The organism is Corallococcus sp. Z5C101001, assembly GCF_007352635.1.
Lineage (GTDB): Bacteria > Myxococcota > Myxococcia > Myxococcales > Myxococcaceae > Corallococcus > Corallococcus silvisoli.
Genome location: NZ_VKLU01000011.1, coordinates 177,568 through 193,418, shown reverse-complemented (window position 1 = coordinate 193,418; position 15,851 = coordinate 177,568). Strand labels below are relative to the sequence as shown.

The window sequence follows — 15,851 nt, the reverse complement described above, 5'->3', positions numbered from 1 at the left end:
GTGGAGGACCCGGAGGATCGGGGATCCCAACGTGCGCCTGGGTGTGAGCACCCTCAACCCGCCCAAAGGGAAGGGGCCATGCCCTCCAGCGGACATCCGCGCGTGGGCGGAGGTGGGCGGAGCGGCTCAACGCCAGACGGGGCGGTGCGCTCGGACGAAGGACTCGAAGTCGCGCGGGGAATGTCCCGTGATGCGCGACACCGTGTCCGTCACGCGGTCCTCGGCTCCGTCGTGGATGAGCCCGTCGAGCATCGTCAGCAGGCGCGCGTAGGTGTCCGGCATGCCGGCATCCCGCAGGTGCCGCAGGGCCTCTTCGGGGCTCGCGCGCGCGTGCCGGATGGGACGGTTCCACACCCGGGACAGGATGGCCGCGACGTCGTCGTAGCTCAGCGCCTGGGGGCCGGTGATGACGTGCGCGGTGTCATGGGAGGCGTCATCCGCGAGCGCCCGGATGCCCACCGCCGCGATGTCCGCCGCGTCCACGAACCCGATGCGGCCGTCGCCGGTGGCTGTCACCAGCGTGCCGTCGCGTTGGAGGCCGGCCGCCCAGTGGTGGCGCGGGTGGATGAAGTTCTGCATGAACCACGAGGGCTGCAACACGCTCCACTCCGGCGCGTGCTGGCGCAGGAAGTGGTGCACCTGCCCCAGTCCCGGGCCCGCCTCCGGAACGGCGGAGGAGGAGAGCAGGACGACGCGCCGCACGCCCCTGCGCAGCGCGCGCTCCAGGAAGGGAACCATGAGGACGGACGGGTCCTCCACCAGGGCCGGGGCCAGTACATACATCCGGTTCACGCCTTCCAGCGCGGCCTCGTGCGTGGTGGGGTCCGCCCAGTCGAAGCGCGCGTGCTCGGCGGCGCCTCCGGGAGGCCGGGCGTCCCGAGTGGCGGTGCGGACCGTGAAGCCCTCCGCCGTGAGTCCCTCCGTGATGGGGTGCCCCGTGTTGCCGGCGGCGCCAATGACGAGGATGCGCTTCATGCGCGCTCCCGGGTGAAGCGCTCGAAGGTGCCCCGGGGCGCGGCCAGCGGGTTCCAGTATTCGCGGTAGTGCACGATGCGGCCCTCGCGCACCTGGAGGCGCATCACGTAGTCCTGTTCATAGGGGATGTCTCCAGGTTGCAGCGTCGCGGTGCCGTGCACCTCCAGCCAGCCCGTCGTCGGCTCCTCGCCCGGGTAGCGCTGGGCGTTCGTGAAGGTGAGGTTCTGGAAGTGCTTCGTGATGGGCGCGAAGTAGGCGCGGATGGCCTGGAGTCCTTCCAGCCGCGCCGGCCCGCCGAGCGAGGGGGCGTAGGGGAACTCGACGACGGCGTCCTCGGCGAACAGGGTCAGCCAGCGCTCGACGTCCGTGGCGATGAGCGCGAGGTGCGCGTCCATCAGCCGGGCCAGGTCCGGGGAAGGGGTGGTGCGGTCCATGTGCGGCCTCCAGCAAGAGGTGATGGACCAGGAATAGGCCGCCCGTTATGGACGCTCCATGTCACCGCGTCCAAAAGAACTGTCTTGGAGTCCAAGGCCTCCGGACGAAAAGACAGACGTGGTCTCCGACGTGTTGGAGACGCTGCGGTTCAAGACGCTGCTCTTCGGCCGCCTCGAGCTGGGCGCGCCCTGGGCGCTGCGCCTGCCTCGCAAGGCCAACGCGTCCTTCTACGTGGTGGCGCGCGGGGGCTTGCGCCTCCAGGTGGAGGGCAAGGCGAAGCCGGTGTTCCTGTCCGCCGGAGACGTGGTGCTGCTGCCCCGCGCGCCCGCGCATGTGTTGGATGACGGCAGCCGCCGCAACCCCGTCGCGAGCGACTTCGTTTCATCGCAGCCGCCGCGCGCGCCCGCTTCACGGTTGGGCGGCACGGGGCCGCTCACCACGCTCATCACCGGCTGCTTCCAGTTCGGCCCGGATCCCCTGCATCCCCTGCTGCGGACCTTCCCCTCCATCATCCGCCTGTCCACGCAGGAGGGGCAGGGGACGCCCTCGCTCGCCGCCACCGTGCAGCTCATCACCGCGGAGACCGCGACGCCGGGGGCGGGGAGCGCGCTGGTGCTGGGCCGGCTGGCGGACGTGCTGCTCGTCCACGCGCTGCGGGCGCAGACCTCGCTGGGAGGCGCGAAGCAGGCGGGATGGAAGGCGCTGGCGGATCCCGCCATCGGGAGCGCGCTCTCGCTGATGCACGAACAGCCCGGCACTCCCTGGACGGTGGAGCGGCTGGCTCGGTCCGTGGGCGTGTCGCGCTCCGGGTTCGCGGCTCGCTTCCACGCGCTGGTGGGCGAGACGCCCCTGCACTACCTGGCCAACTGGCGGATGATCCGCGCCGCGCGCTGGCTGCGTGAATCCACCGACAGCCTGGACGCCATCGCCGAGCGCGCCGGCTATGAAAGCGCGCCCGCCTTCAGCAAGGCCTTCAAGCGCCGCTGGGGCGTGGGCCCCGGCGCGTATCGGCGTGCTCCCTCGGACGGTGAACCGGGGCGGATCCTCCCTACCAGAGAGTGGTGACCCGCGTTGGAGGGAAGGCGAAAGGTCATGCGGGGCCTCAAGGCGGGGCGCTGACGGGAGTCACCAGCAGGCGCACCGCCTCCACGACGGAGCGCCTGCGCCGGCGGAGCTCGGCGGGCGTGGGTGGGGTGGCCGTGGCGCAGTAGGACAGCGGGAAGGCCCACGTCTTGGCGAGCGCCAGCACCAGCGCCAGCAGCTCGTCCGCCGCGAATTGCTTCGACACCAGCCCCTCCTTCTGGGCCTTCGCGATGGCGGCCACCTTGTGCTGGTTGCTGCGCGCGACCGCCTCCGGGATGTCCACGGTGGGGCCGTGCTCCAACTCGTACCACGTGGCCAGGCGCAGCACCTGCGGCCGGGCCTGGAAGCCGTCGAACAGCCGCCCCACGTAGGCGGGCAGGTCCGCCGCGTCGATGGGCGTCTCGCGCGCCACCTCCGCCACGTGCGCTTCGAACACGGCGTCGAACAGCTGCTCCTTGCTGCCGAAGTAGGAATAGATGAGCGCCTTGTTGCAGCCCGCCGCCGCCGCGATGCGGTCCACGCGCGCGCCCGCGATGCCCTGCTCCGAGAACTCCGCCGCGGCTGCCTCCAACAAGCGCTGCCGGGTCTTCTGGGCGTCTCCAGCCATACCTTTCCACCATGCCCCAGCCCACTCCGGGTTGCACCCCGCGAACAGGGCCTTTATATCCATGTAACCAACCAGTTAGTTGAAAGGATTCCCGCCATGAGTGCGTCCCCTGAAAGCTCCCGCGTCTGGCTCATCACCGGCTCCTCCCGAGGTCTGGGACGCAGCTTCGCGGAGGCCGTGCTGGCGGCCGGGCACCGGCTGGTGGCCACGGCGCGCAAGCCGGAGCAGCTGTCCTCGTTGGTGGAGCGCTACGGCGACCGCGTCCGCGCGGTGGCCCTGGACGTGACGAACCCCGAGCAGGCGCGGGCGGCGGTGAGGGCGGCGGTGGAGGCGTTCGGGCGCCTGGACGTGGTGGTGAACAACGCGGGCTACGGCGGCCTCGCGCCCATCGAGCAGGTGACGGACGAGGACTTCCGCTCGCAACTCGACACCAACCTGTTCGGGGTGATGAACGTGACGCGCGCGGCGCTGCCGGTGCTCCGCGAGCAGCGCTCCGGGCACATCATCCAGGTCTCCTCTATTGGAGGCCGCCTGTCCACGCCGGGGCTGGGCGCGTATCAGGCCGCCAAGTGGGCGGTGGGGGGCTTCTCCGAGGTGTTGGCCAAGGAGACGGCCCCCTTCGGCGTGAAGGTGACGGTGCTGGAGCCGGGCGGCTTCCGCACGGACTGGGCCGGGGCGTCCATGACCATCGCGGACTTCCGGCCGGAGTACGCGCCCACCGTCGGCGCCGTCGCGCAGGCCCTGCGCTCACGGACGGGGAAGGAGCCGGGAGATCCGGCCCGCGCGGCCCAGGTGCTGCTCCAGGTGGCCGCGCTGGAGTCCCCGCCGCTGCACCTGGTGCTGGGCAGCGACGCGTTCGGGCTGGCGGAGGAGAAGCTGGATGCGCTCAAGGCGGCGGACGCGCGGTGGAAGCACCTGTCGCTGTCCACCGACTTCGCGAAGTAGCGCGGCCCGTACGGGCGGGCGTCACCAGAGGTTGCGCCCGTCCACGAACGTGACGCGCACGGCGTCCAGGTTGAAGTCCTCGAACAGGCGCGCGTTGAGGCCCACCTTGAACTTCCCGGGCACGGCGGCGTTGTCCTCCCAGACGGGGATGTCCGACCACGTGCCGCAGCCACACGTCTGGCAGTGGTGGTGGACGACCGGCGCGTTGCGGTCGTACACACCCACGTGTTCGCGGCGGGTGAACGTCACCTGCTCCAGCGGGTAGTAGGCCCAGAGCACGCCGCGCTTGGAGCAGAACGTGCAGTTGCACCGGGTGAGCTCCCGGGGCGGTGCCGCCACCTCGAACTTCGTCGCACCGCAGTGACAGCTTCCCTTCAGGGGCGTGGCTTCGTTCATCCCGTCATCATGCAGGACGCAGGCATCCTGTAAAACCAGAGAGGGCCGCCGTGTCCGTGCCAGGGGGCCCACACCCGGAGCACGGGCCCCATCCGCTTGCCTTGACAGGGGTGGATGCTCTGATGAGGATGCAAATCATTCTCAAATCTGGGCCAGGGAACGGGGCCATCGGGTGTCCGTGATGTTGAGTCTTGCCGCGCTGGCCTTCTGCGTGTCGGCGGTGTCGTGGCTGGGCGGTGGAGGTGGGCGGTGGCTCGCGGCGGTGCCGGGGCTGGCGTCGCTGGGGTGCTGCCTGAGGGGGTTCGGGCCGGTGGCGGGGCTGCTGGTGTGGACGGTGTTCGCGATGGCGTCGGCTTCGGTGCTGGTGTTGGTGCTGGCGCCCCGGCCGGCGCGGGCGCATGCGGTCGCGTGGGTGAGCGGGGGCCTGGGGCTCCTGCCGCTGGTGCTGCTGGGCGTGGGGCGATGAGCGCGGGTTCTGGGGACAAGGCGGCGAACCACTCCGTCGCGCGGACGTTGGCGGCGGTGCTGGGCGCGCCGTTGGCCGCGCTCGCGGTGGGCGCGGCGGTGATGGCCTACCTGCCCGTGCCGGGGCCCTGGGCGTTCGCGCTGGGCTTCCACGGGGTGTTGCCGGTGTGGGTGCTGCTCGCGTGCACGTTGCCGCTGGCGAGGAGCGGCCGGGTGGCCTGGGGCGTGTGTCTGGCGGTGGTGGTGCCGGTGGCGGTCGCGCTGGCCCTGCGAGGCCCGGCATGAAGCTGTCCGCCCGGACGTTCCGCATCCAGTTCGACCTGCATGCGTGGGCGGGCGTCGTCGCCAGCCTCTTCCTGTTCGTCATCTTCTTCTGCGGCGTCTTCGCGATGTTCCGCGAGGAGCTGGAGGTCTGGCAGGAGCCGGCGCTGCACGTCGCGCCGCCTTCGGAGTCACCGCCGTCCTTCGACGCGATGCTCGCGCGGGTGAAGGAGCAGGGGCCGCTGCCGCGAGGTTCGCACGTGGGGCTGCTCACGCACGGGGAGACGCGGTTCATCACCGCGTATCTCTTCGAGCCGACGGGGATGCGCGTGGTGTGGTTGGATCCGCTCACGGGCACGGCGCTGGTGGAGCGCAGCCGGCTGGCGAGTGAGCTGTACTGGATGCACTTCTTCTACCGGCTGCCCTGGGGGATGGAGTTCACGGGCGTGGTGGCGGTCGCGCTGCTGGTGGCGCTGGTGAGCGGCCTGTGGATCCACCTGAAGGACCTGCGGGCGCAGTGGTGGCGCTTCCGGCCCACGGCGAGGCCGCGCTTCTCCGCGTCGGATGCGCACAAGGTGCTGGGCGTCTTCGGGCTGCCGTTCACCGCGATGCTCGCGTGGTCGGGCGCGGTGCTGTGTCTGGCGGGGCTGGCGTCGCAGGGCTTCGGGAGCACCGTGTACCGGGGGCAGGCGGACCGGGTGACAAGGCTGCGTGGTTACACGCAGCCCGTGCGGGAGGCCACCGGGCGCGAGGCGCCCATGCTGTCGCTGGACGCGGTGGTGGCCCGAGCGCGGGCGTCGGTGCCCGGCGCGGAGGGGACGCCCCGCTACGTGGAGCTTCACGAGTACGGGGATGCGGGCGCCTGGGCCGGCGTCTACTTCCAGCTGTCGCCGCTGGGGCCGGACCACTTCGCGTACGTGGACAGCGTGAACGGCGAGGCCTTCGGGTCGAGCGTCGAGTCCCGGACGCCGGGCTTCACCGTCGAGCGGATCTTCTTCGACCTGCACGCGGGCCGGTACGCGGAGGCGCTGACGAAGCCGCTCTACGCGCTGCTGGCGCTGGCGATGTGCGTGGTGCTCGTCACGGGGAACCTGGTCTGGCTGGAGCGCCGCGACCCGCTGCGCACGCGCCTGGGAAACCGGGTCCTGGAGCGGTTGACGGTGGGCGTGTCGGCCGGGCTCGTGTTCGGAGCGGCGGTCTACTGCGCCGCGAACCGCGCGCTGCCGTGGACGCTGGCGCGTCGGGGCGACTGGGAGTTCGGTCTGTTCCTGGGCGCGTGGGCGCTCGCGGTGGTCCTCGCGCTCGTCCCGCGGGGCTCCTCACGGCGAGTGGGGAGCGCGCTGTGCGCGGGGGCCGCGGCGCTGTTCGGCGGGGTGGTGGTGGCGGACGCGGCGCTGCGGGACGTGAACCTGTTCACGGCGCTGGCGCGGGGCCTGCCGCCCGTGTTCCTGGCGGAGGCGTTGCTGTGCGCGCTGGCCCTGGGCTGCGGTGGCCTCGCGTGGGGCCTGCGCGGAAGGAAGCACGCGCAGGCCCTTCCAGGCGGAGATGCACCGGAAGGGCCCTTCGTCGGCGCGTGACGGCTACCAGGTGTAGCCGACGGTCGCGGAGGCCTTGCGGCGCTCGCCGTAGAAGCACGCAGTCGCGGAGCTGCACGAGGACACGTAGGTCTTGTCCGCGACGTTGGCGGCGTTGATGGCCGCGCGCCACGGGCCGCGCTCGTAGTGCACGCCCACGTCCACCAGCGTGAAGCCCGGCACCTCCAACAAGTTGTCCCGGTCCGCGAACGAAGCCCCCACGCCGCGCACGCCCGCCGCCGCGCCGAAGCCGCGCAGCGCCCCGTCCTGGAACGTGTAGTCCAGCCACAGCGACGCCAGCACCTCCGGCACGCCCACCGGCCGCTTGCCGAGCTCGAAGTCCGCCCCTTCGGTGATCTCCAGCGAGTACAGCGACGCGGAGCCGATGAGGCTCAGCTCGCGCAGCAGCGTGGCGTTGGCCTCCACCTCGAGGCCGCGCGAGCGGACCTCGCCAATCTGGAGCTGGTTGAAGGCGCCGTCCGTGGTGATGAAGTTCTTGCGCTTCAGCTCGAAGAGGGAGAGTCCCACCAGCACGGGCAGGGTGTCCGGCTGGAACTTCACGCCCGCCTCCACCTGCTGGCCCGTCTCCGGCTTGAACAGCGAGCCGTCCGTCTTCGTCCCCGCCACCGGGGTGAACGAGTTCGAGACGCTGACGTACGGCGCGATGCCGTTGTCGAAGCGGTAGAGCAGCCCCGCGCGTCCGCTGAAGGCGCCCTCGCTGCCGTTGTAGTTGGCCGTGGGGAGCAGCGTGTTCTGGACGTCCAGTCCCACCCAGTCATGGCGCCCGCTCACCACCAGGTTCAGCCGCTCGCCGAAGCGCAGCTGGTCCTGGAGGTAGACGCCCAGCTGGTCCTGCGTGGCGCGGTTCTGCGCGTACCGCGCCGTCGTGGGCGTGTAGTCGCCGCGCACGGGGTTCAACAGGTCCAGCGGCGCACCCGCCTCGTAGCCCTGGTCGTCGTCCAGCCGGTAGTGCTTGAAGTCCACGCCGACCAGCACCTTGTGGTGCACGGGGCCGGTGGTGAAGCGGGCCTCGCCCTGCGTGTCCACGGTGAAGAGGTTCGCGCTCGGCCGGGTGACGAAGTTGCCCCGGGCCAGCAGCGCATCCGCGGGGTCGCCCTGGTAGCCCACGCCGTAGAGCGTCTGGAAGTCCAGGTTCAGGTGGGCGTAGCGCAGGTTCTGCCGCACGGTGAAGGTGTCGTCGAAGCGGTGGGAGAACTCGTAGCCCGCCCACGCCTGGTCGCGCTGGAAGTGGTCCAGGCTCTTGTCGCTGGTGAAGAGGTCGGTGGGGATGCGGCCATACGGCGCGTCCACCACCGTGCCCACGTAGGGCAGGAAGTTCTGGCCCTGCGTGCGGTCCGCCAGGACGCTGCCGTGGAGCGTGAGCGACGTGCGCTCCGTGGGCGCCCAGGTGAGGGCCGGCGCCAGGAAGAGCCGGTTGTTGTCGGTGTCGTCCACCTGCGTGCCGCCGCCGCGCGCCAGCGCCGTCACCCGGTAGCGCCAGTGGTTGCCGTCGTCGATGGCGCCGCCCAGGTCCACCGCCGCGTAGCCGTTGGCGAACGAGTTGCCGCCCACCTCCACGTGCCGCACCGGCCCGTCCGTGGGCGGACGCTTGCCCACCATGTTGAGCAGGCCTCCCGGCGACGTGCCGCCGTAGAGCACGGAGGCGGGGCCGCGCACGGCCTCCACGCGCTCCAGGCCGAAGGGCTCGAGGCGCCAGGTGGCGAAGCTGCTGGAGTACAGTTGGAGCCCGTCCAGGAAGTAGCCGCCCTCCTGCGCCGTGAAGCCGCGCACCAGGAACCAGTCGTTGCGCGGATCCGCGCCGAAGGTCTCCGAGCGCACGCCCGGCGTGTAGCGCGTGGCCTCCACCACGGACTGCGCCTGCTGCGCATCCATCTGCGCCCGGCCCACCACCGACACCGACTGCGGCGTCTCACCCAGCGCGGTGTCCGTCTTCGTGCCGCTGGCGCTGCGGCGCGCGGTGTAGCCCTTCACCGGGCCGGTGGCCCGCTCGCGCTCCGCCTCCACGCTCACCGCGGGCAGCGTGAAGGACTCCTCCGGCTCCGAGGCCACCGGGGCGGGAGCCGGGACCTCCACGGGCGACGCCTGGACCGGGGCGGGCGGGGACTCCGACGGCGCGGCGGGCTCCTGTGCCAGCGCAGGGGAAGCGAGGACGGTGAACGAGGCGCCAAGCAGCGCCCCCGGGACGAGGCGACGCGCGCGGCTTCGGGGCAGGGTGGGCATATTGAGAATGATTTGCGAAATCAAAGGAGAGGCCCGTCGCGTAACACGCCCCCTCTGACGCGGCAAGACAGGAGTGCTCCGGGAGGCGTGCACACCCTCCCGGTCATTCCCTGGCTCACACCCGATGTCTGTATTTGACGCCCCGGGTATGGTGTTACCCGGAGCGTCGGCGGCTCAGGCGCGCTCGACGCGAAGCCGCGCGGGCAGGCCGTTGAGGCTGGCTTCCTCTTCGGTCCCGGTGAGGCCCTGGGGGCCCACGTGGATCTCGGAGGCCAGCGTCTCGCGGGCGATCTCCTCGCGGGCCGCTTCGATGACGCGCTTCACCCGGTCATCGCCGTCCGCCCAGAGGCGGATGCGGTCGGTGTAGCCCAGGTTCATGTCCTTGCGGGCGCCCTGCACGCGCGCCAGCAGCTCGCGCACCAGGCCCTCGTCCACCAATGCGTCGGTGAGCTGGGTGTGGAGCACGACCACGCCCACGCCCGCGCCCGCGGCGGCGTAGCCGGGCTGCGCCTCCACCAGCGTCTCCAGCTCCTCGGCGGGGAAGACCATCCGCTCGCCGCCCACGTCGAGGACCACCTTGCCCGTCTGGAGCAGCTCGTGGTGCAGCGCGCGGCCGTCGCCCGCGTCGAACGCCTTGCGCACCGGCGCGAGCTTGGGGCCCAGCCGGCTGCCCATGGCGCGCAGGTTGGGGCGCACGCGGTAGCGCACCACGTCCGCCTCCGGGCTGCCCGGCTCCACCAGCTTCACGGTGTGCACGTTCAGCTCGTCGGAGATGAGCGCCTGGTACACCGCCACGCGCTCCGTCAGCTCGCGGCGCGACAGGATGACGTCCGCGCGCGAGAGCGGCTGGCGCACCTTGAGCCGGTTGTCCGTGCGGACCTTGAGGCCCAGCGACACCAGCTCGCGCACCGCGCCCATCTCCGCGGCCAGACCCTCGTCGATGAGGCTTGAGTCCACGTCCGGGAAGCGCGCCAGGTGCACGCTCTCCGGCTGCGTGGTGGGCCACGGCTTGCCCACCAGGTTGCCCCACATCTCGTCCGCGAAGAACGGGATGAAGGGCGCGGACAGCGCGGTGAGGGTGGTGAGGGCCTCGTAGAGCGTGAAGTACGCGTCGGCCTTGTCCTGCTCGAAGCCCGGCGCCCAGAAGCGCTCGCGGCTGCGGCGCAGGTACCAGTTGGACAGCGCGTCTACCAACGCCACCATCCGCTGGGCCGCGTCGTACACCTGATACGTGTCCAGGGCCTTGGACACGTCCCGCAGGGTGAGCTGCACCTCGGAGAGGATCCACCGGTCCAGCACGGGCCGGGCCTTCACCTCGCGCCAGCCCTGGCTCTTGCGGATGGCCAGCCACGGCGCCTCGGTGGCGGCCGCGTTGCCCTTCGCCGGGTTGAAGCCGTCGATGTTCGCGTAGATGGTGAAGAACGAGTAGACGTTGCGCAGCTTGACCTGGAAGTCCTTCTGCAACAGCCGCACGTTCGCCAGCGAGTGGCGGGTGTTGGACCAGGTGGGGCTCGCCGCGTAGAAGAACCAGCGGAACGCGTCCGCGCCCGGGGCCTTGGTGGCGGGGTCCTTGAGCACCACGCGCTCCGTCGCGGCCAGCCGGGGCACCTCCACCGGCATCACGTCCACGCCGCGCGCGGACGGCTTCACGTCCAATTGCTGAAGCTCCTGCGGCGCCAGCAGCACCACGCGGCGCTTGAGCTTCTTGTGCACCTTCACCGTCACGGTGATGGGCGCGTCCGGCCGGTCCGGGCGGAAGAGCTGCACCCTGGCGCCCTCCTGCGTGTCCAGGCCCTCCAGGTCCTCGCGCGCGATGAGCGCCACGCCGGGCTCCGCGGGGACGCCGGCCTCCGTGGCGGTGAGCACCGCGAAGTCCATGCGCACCTCGTCCAGGATGATCTCCGGCGGGGTGTAGTTGCCCTTGGACTTGGACTCCTTCTTGCCTTCCTTGTCGGAGACGTGGCCCAGCACGATGCAGCTCTTGTACGGCATGGGCCATTCGCGCCGGGGCGACAGGCCCATGCGCTTCTGCGTCTCCTCGTCGAAGAGCAGCGTGCTGACCATCAGCAGCGAATAGAACCAGCCGCGCGTCTGGTCGATGGCCTCGGAGATGAAGTCCGCCGGGAACGCGCGGTTGAAGATCTCCTGCGAGCCCTCCGCGTGCGGGAAGCCCCACTGCGCGAAGGGCATGCAGCCGGAGTCGAACCACACGTCCACCACTTCGGGGACGCGCTGGAACCGGCCGCCCGCGCCGGGCTTCTCGTAGGTGACCTTGTCGATCCACGGCTTGTGGACCAGCAGGTGCTCCGCGTTGGACTCGTGCGGCTTGCCGGCGAGGAAGGCCTTCAGCTCCGCCTCCACCGCGGCCACGTTGTTGCCCGGCTTCTGGCGCAGCTCCGCGATGGACGCCACGGCCTCCGTCTCACCGGTCTCCGAGTGGATCCACAAGGGCAGCGGCGTGCCCCAGTAGCGCTCGCGCGACAGGGCCCAGTCCACGTTGTTGGCCAGGAAGTCGCCGAAGCGGCCGTCCTTGATGTTCTCCGGGACCCAGTTGACCTGCTGGTTGTTCGCCTTGGCCTGCTCGATGACGGAGGTGGTGCGGATGTACCAGGCGGGGCGGGCGTACTGGATGAGGGGGTCCTCGTCCGCGCGCCAGCAGAAGGGGTACTCGTGGCGGTACTGCTCCGTGTGGATGAGCAGCCCGCGCTCCTTCAGGTTGCGCTGCAGGTCCTTGTCCGCGTCCTTCACGAAGCGGCCGGTGACGAGCGGCACCTCGTCGGAGAAGGTGCCGTCCGGCTTCACCGCGCAGCGCATCTCCAGCGCGTCGGGGTTCTGGAAGCGCTGGCTGTCCTTGCGGTAGGCCTTGTAGTCGTCCTCGCCGAAGGCGGGCGCGGTGTGGACGATGCCGGTGCCGCTGTCCAGCGTGACGAAGTCCGCCGGAATCACGCGCCAGCCCACCGTGTCCGAGCCGCCGTCCTTGAGGGGCAGCGTGGTGTCCGCGTCCTTGGCGAAGTACGTGTCGAAGGGCGGCGTGTAGCGCTTGCCGACGAGCTCGCTGCCCTTCTGCGTGGCCAGCACCGGCAGGTCCTTCTTCAGCTTCTTCGCCAGCTCCTCGCGCAGCGCCGCGGCGAGGATGAGCTTGCGGTCCCCCGCGTCCACGGTGACGTAGTCCACGGACGGGTTGACGGCCGCGTACATGTTGGACGGCAGCGTCCAGGGCGTCGTCGTCCAGATGAGGAGCGCCGTGTCCGGTGCGTCGCGCAGCGGGAAGGCCACGTAGACGCTGGGGTCGTCCACCGTCTTGTAGCCCAGGCCCACCTCCGCGGCGGACAGCGCGGTGCCGCCGCGCGGCCACCACCACACCACCTTGTGGCCCTGGTACAGCAGGCCCTTCTTGAACAGCTCGGAGAGCGCCCACCACACGCTCTGCACGAAGCCGCGGTGATAGGTGACGTACGCCTCGTTGAGGTCCACCCAGAAGCCGATGCGCTGGGTCAGCCGCTCCCACTCGGCGGTGTAGCGGAAGACGGACTCGATGCAGCGCTCGGTGAACGGCTCCACGCCGTAGCGCTCGATCTCCGCCTTGCCGTGGATGCGCAGCTCCTTCTCGACCTCCACCTCCACCGGCAGGCCGTGCGTGTCCCAGCCCGCCTTGCGCGGCACGTAGTGGCCCCGCATGGTCTGGTAGCGGGGGAACAGGTCCTTGATGACGCGCGTGAGGACGTGGCCGTTGTGGGGCAGGCCGTTCGCGGTGGGCGGGCCTTCGTAGAAGACGAAGCTCTTGGCGCCCTCGTTCGCCTTGAGCGACTTCTCGAAGATGCCGCGTTCCTTCCAGAAGGCCAGGATGCGGCGCTCCTCGGCCGGGAAGTCCATCTCCACGGGGACCGCGTCGAACAGGGGCGAAGGCTTTTCAGACATGGTGGCGTGCTTGATACCACCGGACCGGCCCGCTGGCAGTGAATCCAGGCCCTTGCGACCTCCCTCGCTCGGCGGCGGACAGATTCGCCTAAGCTGAAATCCATGCAATTCCGCGCAGGCGGATGACCCCGGGTGGCTCCCGGGGGGCCCGTCCCCTTGCTGGGGCCCCCTTCAGCCGTCCCGGCGGGGTCGGGCGCGGCGAGACCCGCGCCCGGGGCGGGGGTCACCAGTCGGTGGGGCGGTAGTCCTTGAAGAAGTTGCCCCAGACGCACTCGCCGGTGTTCACGGAGGTGATGACGGGGTCGACGACGCGCGCGGCCCCGTCCACGATGTCCAGCGGGGGCTGGAAGTCCAGCTCCTGCACCTTGCGCTCGGCGTGGAGGGCGGGGTCCTCGTCCGTGACCCAGCCGGTGTCCACCGCGTTCATGAAGAGGTTGTCCCGCGCGTAGTCCGGCGCGGACGTCAGCGTCATCATGTTCAGCGCGGCCTTGGCCATGTTGGTGTGCGGGTGCTTGTCCGTCTTGGTCCAGCGCGAGAAGCTGCCCTCCATCGCGGACACGTTGACGATGTGGCCCGGCCGCGAGCGGTCCTTCAGCATCAGCGGCTTGAGCTTCCCGCAGAGGATGAAGGGCGCCACCGCGTTCACCAGGTGCACCTCCAGCATCTCCGCGGTGCGCACCTCCGACAGCCGCAGGCGCCAGGAGTTGGTGGTCCGCAGGTCCACCTGCTGGAGGTCCGCGTCCAGCCGGCCTTCCGGGAAGAGCGCGCGCGTGTCGCCCTCCTGCTCCATCGCGTAGGGGAGCAGCGACAGCGCCGCGGACGAGTGGATGCCCAACGCGGGGTCGCTGCTGCGCCACGTGGCGACGGGCAGGGACGTGCCCGCGTCACCCGCGTCGCCCGAGCCCAGGGCGGGACGGAGCGCCGCGACGCACGCCGCGTGCCCCGACAGCAGCGGGCGCACCTGCGGGGGCAGCGTGTTCAGGTCGCGCAGCTCGCCCTCCAGCAGGTGCTGGTAGAAGCCCGGCGGGCGGCGCACCGTCTGCGCCGCGTTGTTGATGAGGATGTCCAGCCGCTCGTGCGTCTGTTCGATGTAGCGGGCGAACAGCTCCACGCTGGGCGCGTGTCTCAAGTCCAGGCCGTGCACGTGCAGGCGGTGGGACCAGTCCGTGAAGTCCGGCTCGCGCGCGTAGCGCTGCACGGCATCCTGGGGGAAGCGCGTGGTGGCGATGACCCGCGCGCCCGAGCGCAGCAGCATCAGCGAGGCCTGGAAGCCAATCTTCACCCGCGCGCCGGTGATGAGCGCCACCTGGCCGGTGAGGTCCGCGCGCTGGGTGCGCCGCGCGTAGTTCAGGTCCCCGCAGGCGACGCACATCGCGTCGTAGAAGAAGTGCAGCTTGCGGAACTCCGCCTTGCACACGTAGCACTTGCGCGGCACCTCCAGCAGCCGCTCCGGCGTCTCCTGCGGCGGCGGTGGCGGCAGCATGGGCAGCGTGAGCACGGGGGCCTTGCGCAGCATGCGGATCTCCGTGCCGGAGCGCACGGCGCGGTCGTTCGCGCGCTGCTGGTCCTTGCGCTCCTTCTTGAGCGCGTTCGCCAGCCGGGCCTTGGCGGCCTTGTCCGGGTGGATGAGCCGGCTCGCGGCGGCCAGGAGCGCGTGGTGGTCCTCCTCCGGGATGCGGCGGAGCAGCACGCGGTGTTCGGCCAGGGTGTTCAGCAGCGCCGTGGCGCGGCGCACGTCCTCCTCGCGGATGTCAGGGGGGAGGGCGGGGTCCTGTGACGGCGGTGGGAGGTTCTCGACGGCGGAGTTCTTCACGCCCCGGTGCTTATCCTCCCGGGCGCTCCAGGGAAAGGCGTGCCTGCCGTGGGCTCGGGGGGCGGGCGGGCAGGCCGGCTCAGCCCGGGCCCAGCCGGCGCGGCGTCACCTCGCGCGCCCGGGGGACGCGGCGGAGGGGCGCGTCCGCGAAGCCGTATGCCAGCACCACGGCGTTGGCGGCGATGACGCCCAGCGACCACCGCGGCCGCTGTCTCGGCAGGAAGGCCGTGGTCGCGCCGTGTGTCGCTCCGTCCACCCGCGCCACGAAGGGGCTGTTGGCCACGCCCACCGGGATGTATCGCTCGCGACGGATGCGACGGGCGGTCCGCCCTCAGGCGCCCATGCGCCGATACATGAGGTCGGAGCGAAGCGCGTATTTGAGCCCCGCCGTGACCTCCGCGCCCTCGTGGAGCAGGTGGTGATTGAAGAGCAGCGCGGCGCCTGCCTTCGGCGTCACGGAGTGCCCGGAGGCGAAGAAGTTCGTCGCGCCTCCATGCGGGCAGTCGTTCAAGTAGACCATGAAGGTCAGCAGGCTGCGCTCGTCGGGGCTGCGCACGAAGGCGCCGTCGAAGTGCGGCGCGAAGTACTGGCCTGCTTCATAGCGGTAGCAGCGGAGCCGCTCGTTCGCCCCGCACAGCTCCCACTCGCGCTCCAGGCGGCGCGGCACGTGGGGGAGGATGCGTTCGAACAATGTCGTCGCCAGCGCCACGTCGTCGAACATCACCCGGCTGTTGTTCCGGATGTCGGGCCGCATCTCGAAGCCCCTCGACGTGGTGATGGGCGCCGCCGTCGGTCCCGCGCGCTCGATCCGCTCAATCAGCGCGCCGCATTCCTCGCCGCTGAGCAGGTGCTCCACGGTGATGATGAGCGGGTTGACCGTGCCGAGCGCCTCATCGGGATGGGGCAGGATGCGCATCGCGTGGAGCCTCCGAGGGCCGTGTCCTGGCCTGGAAAATCCGAGGGAACGAGGCCTCGGTTCCGCCACCGTCGAGCCCGTCTCCCTCGGGTGAACGGGCTCGATGAGACCGAAGCCGCCTCACAGTGACGCAGCGGCCGGATTTTGGATAGGGCCCCCGGGCTCGCGGGCCATGCGCCCCGGGGAGCCCGGGGCGCTGGCCTGCTTCATCCGCCCTGGCTC

The 15,851-nt window shown here is 71.0% G+C and carries 14 protein-coding genes; 5 read left to right on the top strand and 9 right to left on the bottom strand.

Annotation, left to right across the window (positions count from 1 at the left end; genetic code table 11):
- Window positions 1–126: 126 nt before the first annotated feature.
- Together FOF48_RS24880 and FOF48_RS24875 are read right to left on the bottom strand one after the other, a co-directional pair.
- Entirely contained in the window at window positions 127–975 is an 849-nt protein-coding gene (locus FOF48_RS24880; RefSeq protein ID WP_143905277.1) for an NAD(P)H-binding protein, read from the bottom strand.
- Window positions 972–1,409 carry a nuclear transport factor 2 family protein gene (locus FOF48_RS24875; RefSeq protein ID WP_143905276.1) on the bottom strand — a complete coding sequence of 146 codons (438 nt, stop codon included), beginning with the start codon at window positions 1,407–1,409 and terminating at the stop codon, window positions 972–974. Before FOF48_RS24875 ends, FOF48_RS24880 begins: the two co-directional genes overlap by 4 nt.
- 118 nt (window positions 1,410–1,527) lie before the next feature.
- On the opposite strand from FOF48_RS24875, the gene FOF48_RS24870 reads away from it, so the two are divergent.
- Window positions 1,528–2,475, top strand: a complete 948-nt coding sequence (locus tag FOF48_RS24870; protein WP_255442617.1) for an AraC family transcriptional regulator — start codon at window positions 1,528–1,530, stop codon at window positions 2,473–2,475.
- A gap of 37 nt (window positions 2,476–2,512) precedes the next feature.
- Here FOF48_RS24870 and FOF48_RS24865 read toward each other — a convergent pair whose 3' ends face one another.
- The gene (locus FOF48_RS24865) at window positions 2,513–3,100 is read right to left on the bottom strand and encodes a TetR/AcrR family transcriptional regulator (RefSeq protein WP_143905274.1); all 588 of its coding nucleotides are present in this window, start codon (window positions 3,098–3,100) and stop codon (window positions 2,513–2,515) included.
- Window positions 3,101–3,196: 96 nt separating this feature from the next.
- Between FOF48_RS24865 and FOF48_RS24860 the strand changes: the two genes are divergently transcribed.
- The gene (locus tag FOF48_RS24860) at window positions 3,197–4,045 is read left to right on the top strand and encodes an oxidoreductase (protein ID WP_143905273.1); all 849 of its coding nucleotides are present in this window, start codon (window positions 3,197–3,199) and stop codon (window positions 4,043–4,045) included.
- Between the two features lie 21 nt (window positions 4,046–4,066).
- Here the strand turns inward: FOF48_RS24860 and FOF48_RS24855 are convergent, their stop codons facing one another.
- Window positions 4,067–4,441, bottom strand: coding sequence for a GFA family protein (locus FOF48_RS24855; RefSeq protein WP_143905272.1), 375 nt, complete (start codon window positions 4,439–4,441; stop codon window positions 4,067–4,069).
- Window positions 4,442–4,622: 181 nt separating this feature from the next.
- Between FOF48_RS24855 and FOF48_RS24850 the strand changes: the two genes are divergently transcribed.
- The 3 genes from FOF48_RS24850 to FOF48_RS24840 are packed head-to-tail and all read left to right on the top strand — an operon-like array spanning window position 4,623 to window position 6,744.
- A complete protein-coding gene (locus FOF48_RS24850; RefSeq protein ID WP_143905271.1) occupies window positions 4,623–4,907 on the top strand; it encodes a hypothetical protein in 285 nt (94 codons plus the stop codon).
- The gene (locus FOF48_RS24845; RefSeq protein WP_143905270.1) at window positions 4,904–5,191 is read left to right on the top strand and encodes a hypothetical protein; all 288 of its coding nucleotides are present in this window, start codon (window positions 4,904–4,906) and stop codon (window positions 5,189–5,191) included. Before FOF48_RS24850 ends, FOF48_RS24845 begins: the two co-directional genes overlap by 4 nt.
- Window positions 5,188–6,744: a PepSY domain-containing protein gene (locus tag FOF48_RS24840; protein WP_143905269.1), complete on the top strand. Its 1,557-nt coding sequence runs from the start codon at window positions 5,188–5,190 to the stop codon at window positions 6,742–6,744. The genes FOF48_RS24845 and FOF48_RS24840 overlap by 4 nt, the downstream gene beginning before the upstream one ends.
- A 3-nt stretch (window positions 6,745–6,747) precedes the next feature.
- On the opposite strand, the gene FOF48_RS24835 is transcribed toward FOF48_RS24840, so the two are convergent.
- The 5 genes from FOF48_RS24835 to FOF48_RS24815 form a co-directional block, all read right to left on the bottom strand.
- Complete coding sequence (locus FOF48_RS24835) at window positions 6,748–8,982, bottom strand: TonB-dependent siderophore receptor (protein WP_143905268.1); 2,235 nt, start codon at window positions 8,980–8,982, stop codon at window positions 6,748–6,750.
- Window positions 8,983–9,156: 174 nt separating this feature from the next.
- Window positions 9,157–12,900: an isoleucine--tRNA ligase gene (gene ileS, locus FOF48_RS24830; RefSeq protein ID WP_143905267.1), complete on the bottom strand. Its 3,744-nt coding sequence runs from the start codon at window positions 12,898–12,900 to the stop codon at window positions 9,157–9,159.
- A gap of 223 nt (window positions 12,901–13,123) precedes the next feature.
- Complete coding sequence (locus FOF48_RS24825; protein WP_143905266.1) at window positions 13,124–14,713, bottom strand: SDR family NAD(P)-dependent oxidoreductase; 1,590 nt, start codon at window positions 14,711–14,713, stop codon at window positions 13,124–13,126.
- Window positions 14,714–14,792: 79 nt separating this feature from the next.
- Window positions 14,793–14,996, bottom strand: coding sequence for a hypothetical protein (locus FOF48_RS24820; protein ID WP_186002057.1), 204 nt, complete (start codon window positions 14,994–14,996; stop codon window positions 14,793–14,795).
- 48 nt (window positions 14,997–15,044) lie between these two features.
- Window positions 15,045–15,629, bottom strand: a complete 585-nt coding sequence (locus FOF48_RS24815) for a 2OG-Fe(II) oxygenase (RefSeq protein WP_143905265.1) — start codon at window positions 15,627–15,629, stop codon at window positions 15,045–15,047.
- Between the last annotated feature and the right edge of the window lie 222 nt (window positions 15,630–15,851).

What these genes read in the sequence shown, in the direction of transcription:
- FOF48_RS24880 (WP_143905277.1), bottom strand. Translation starts at nt 975, where the DNA reads ATGAAGCGCATCCTCGTCATTGGCGCCGCCGGCAACACGGGGCACCCC.
- FOF48_RS24875 (WP_143905276.1), bottom strand. Translation starts at nt 1,409, where the DNA reads ATGGACCGCACCACCCCTTCCCCGGACCTGGCCCGGCTGATGGACGCG.
- FOF48_RS24865 (WP_143905274.1), bottom strand. Translation starts at nt 3,100, where the DNA reads ATGGCTGGAGACGCCCAGAAGACCCGGCAGCGCTTGTTGGAGGCAGCC.
- FOF48_RS24860 (WP_143905273.1), top strand. Translation starts at nt 3,197, where the DNA reads ATGAGTGCGTCCCCTGAAAGCTCCCGCGTCTGGCTCATCACCGGCTCC.
- FOF48_RS24855 (WP_143905272.1), bottom strand. Translation starts at nt 4,441, where the DNA reads ATGAACGAAGCCACGCCCCTGAAGGGAAGCTGTCACTGCGGTGCGACG.
- FOF48_RS24850 (WP_143905271.1), top strand. Translation starts at nt 4,623, where the DNA reads ATGTTGAGTCTTGCCGCGCTGGCCTTCTGCGTGTCGGCGGTGTCGTGG.
- FOF48_RS24845 (WP_143905270.1), top strand. Translation starts at nt 4,904, where the DNA reads ATGAGCGCGGGTTCTGGGGACAAGGCGGCGAACCACTCCGTCGCGCGG.
- FOF48_RS24840 (WP_143905269.1), top strand. Translation starts at nt 5,188, where the DNA reads ATGAAGCTGTCCGCCCGGACGTTCCGCATCCAGTTCGACCTGCATGCG.
- FOF48_RS24835 (WP_143905268.1), bottom strand. Translation starts at nt 8,982, where the DNA reads ATGCCCACCCTGCCCCGAAGCCGCGCGCGTCGCCTCGTCCCGGGGGCG.
- ileS (WP_143905267.1), bottom strand. Translation starts at nt 12,900, where the DNA reads ATGTCTGAAAAGCCTTCGCCCCTGTTCGACGCGGTCCCCGTGGAGATG.
- FOF48_RS24815 (WP_143905265.1), bottom strand. Translation starts at nt 15,629, where the DNA reads ATGCGCATCCTGCCCCATCCCGATGAGGCGCTCGGCACGGTCAACCCG.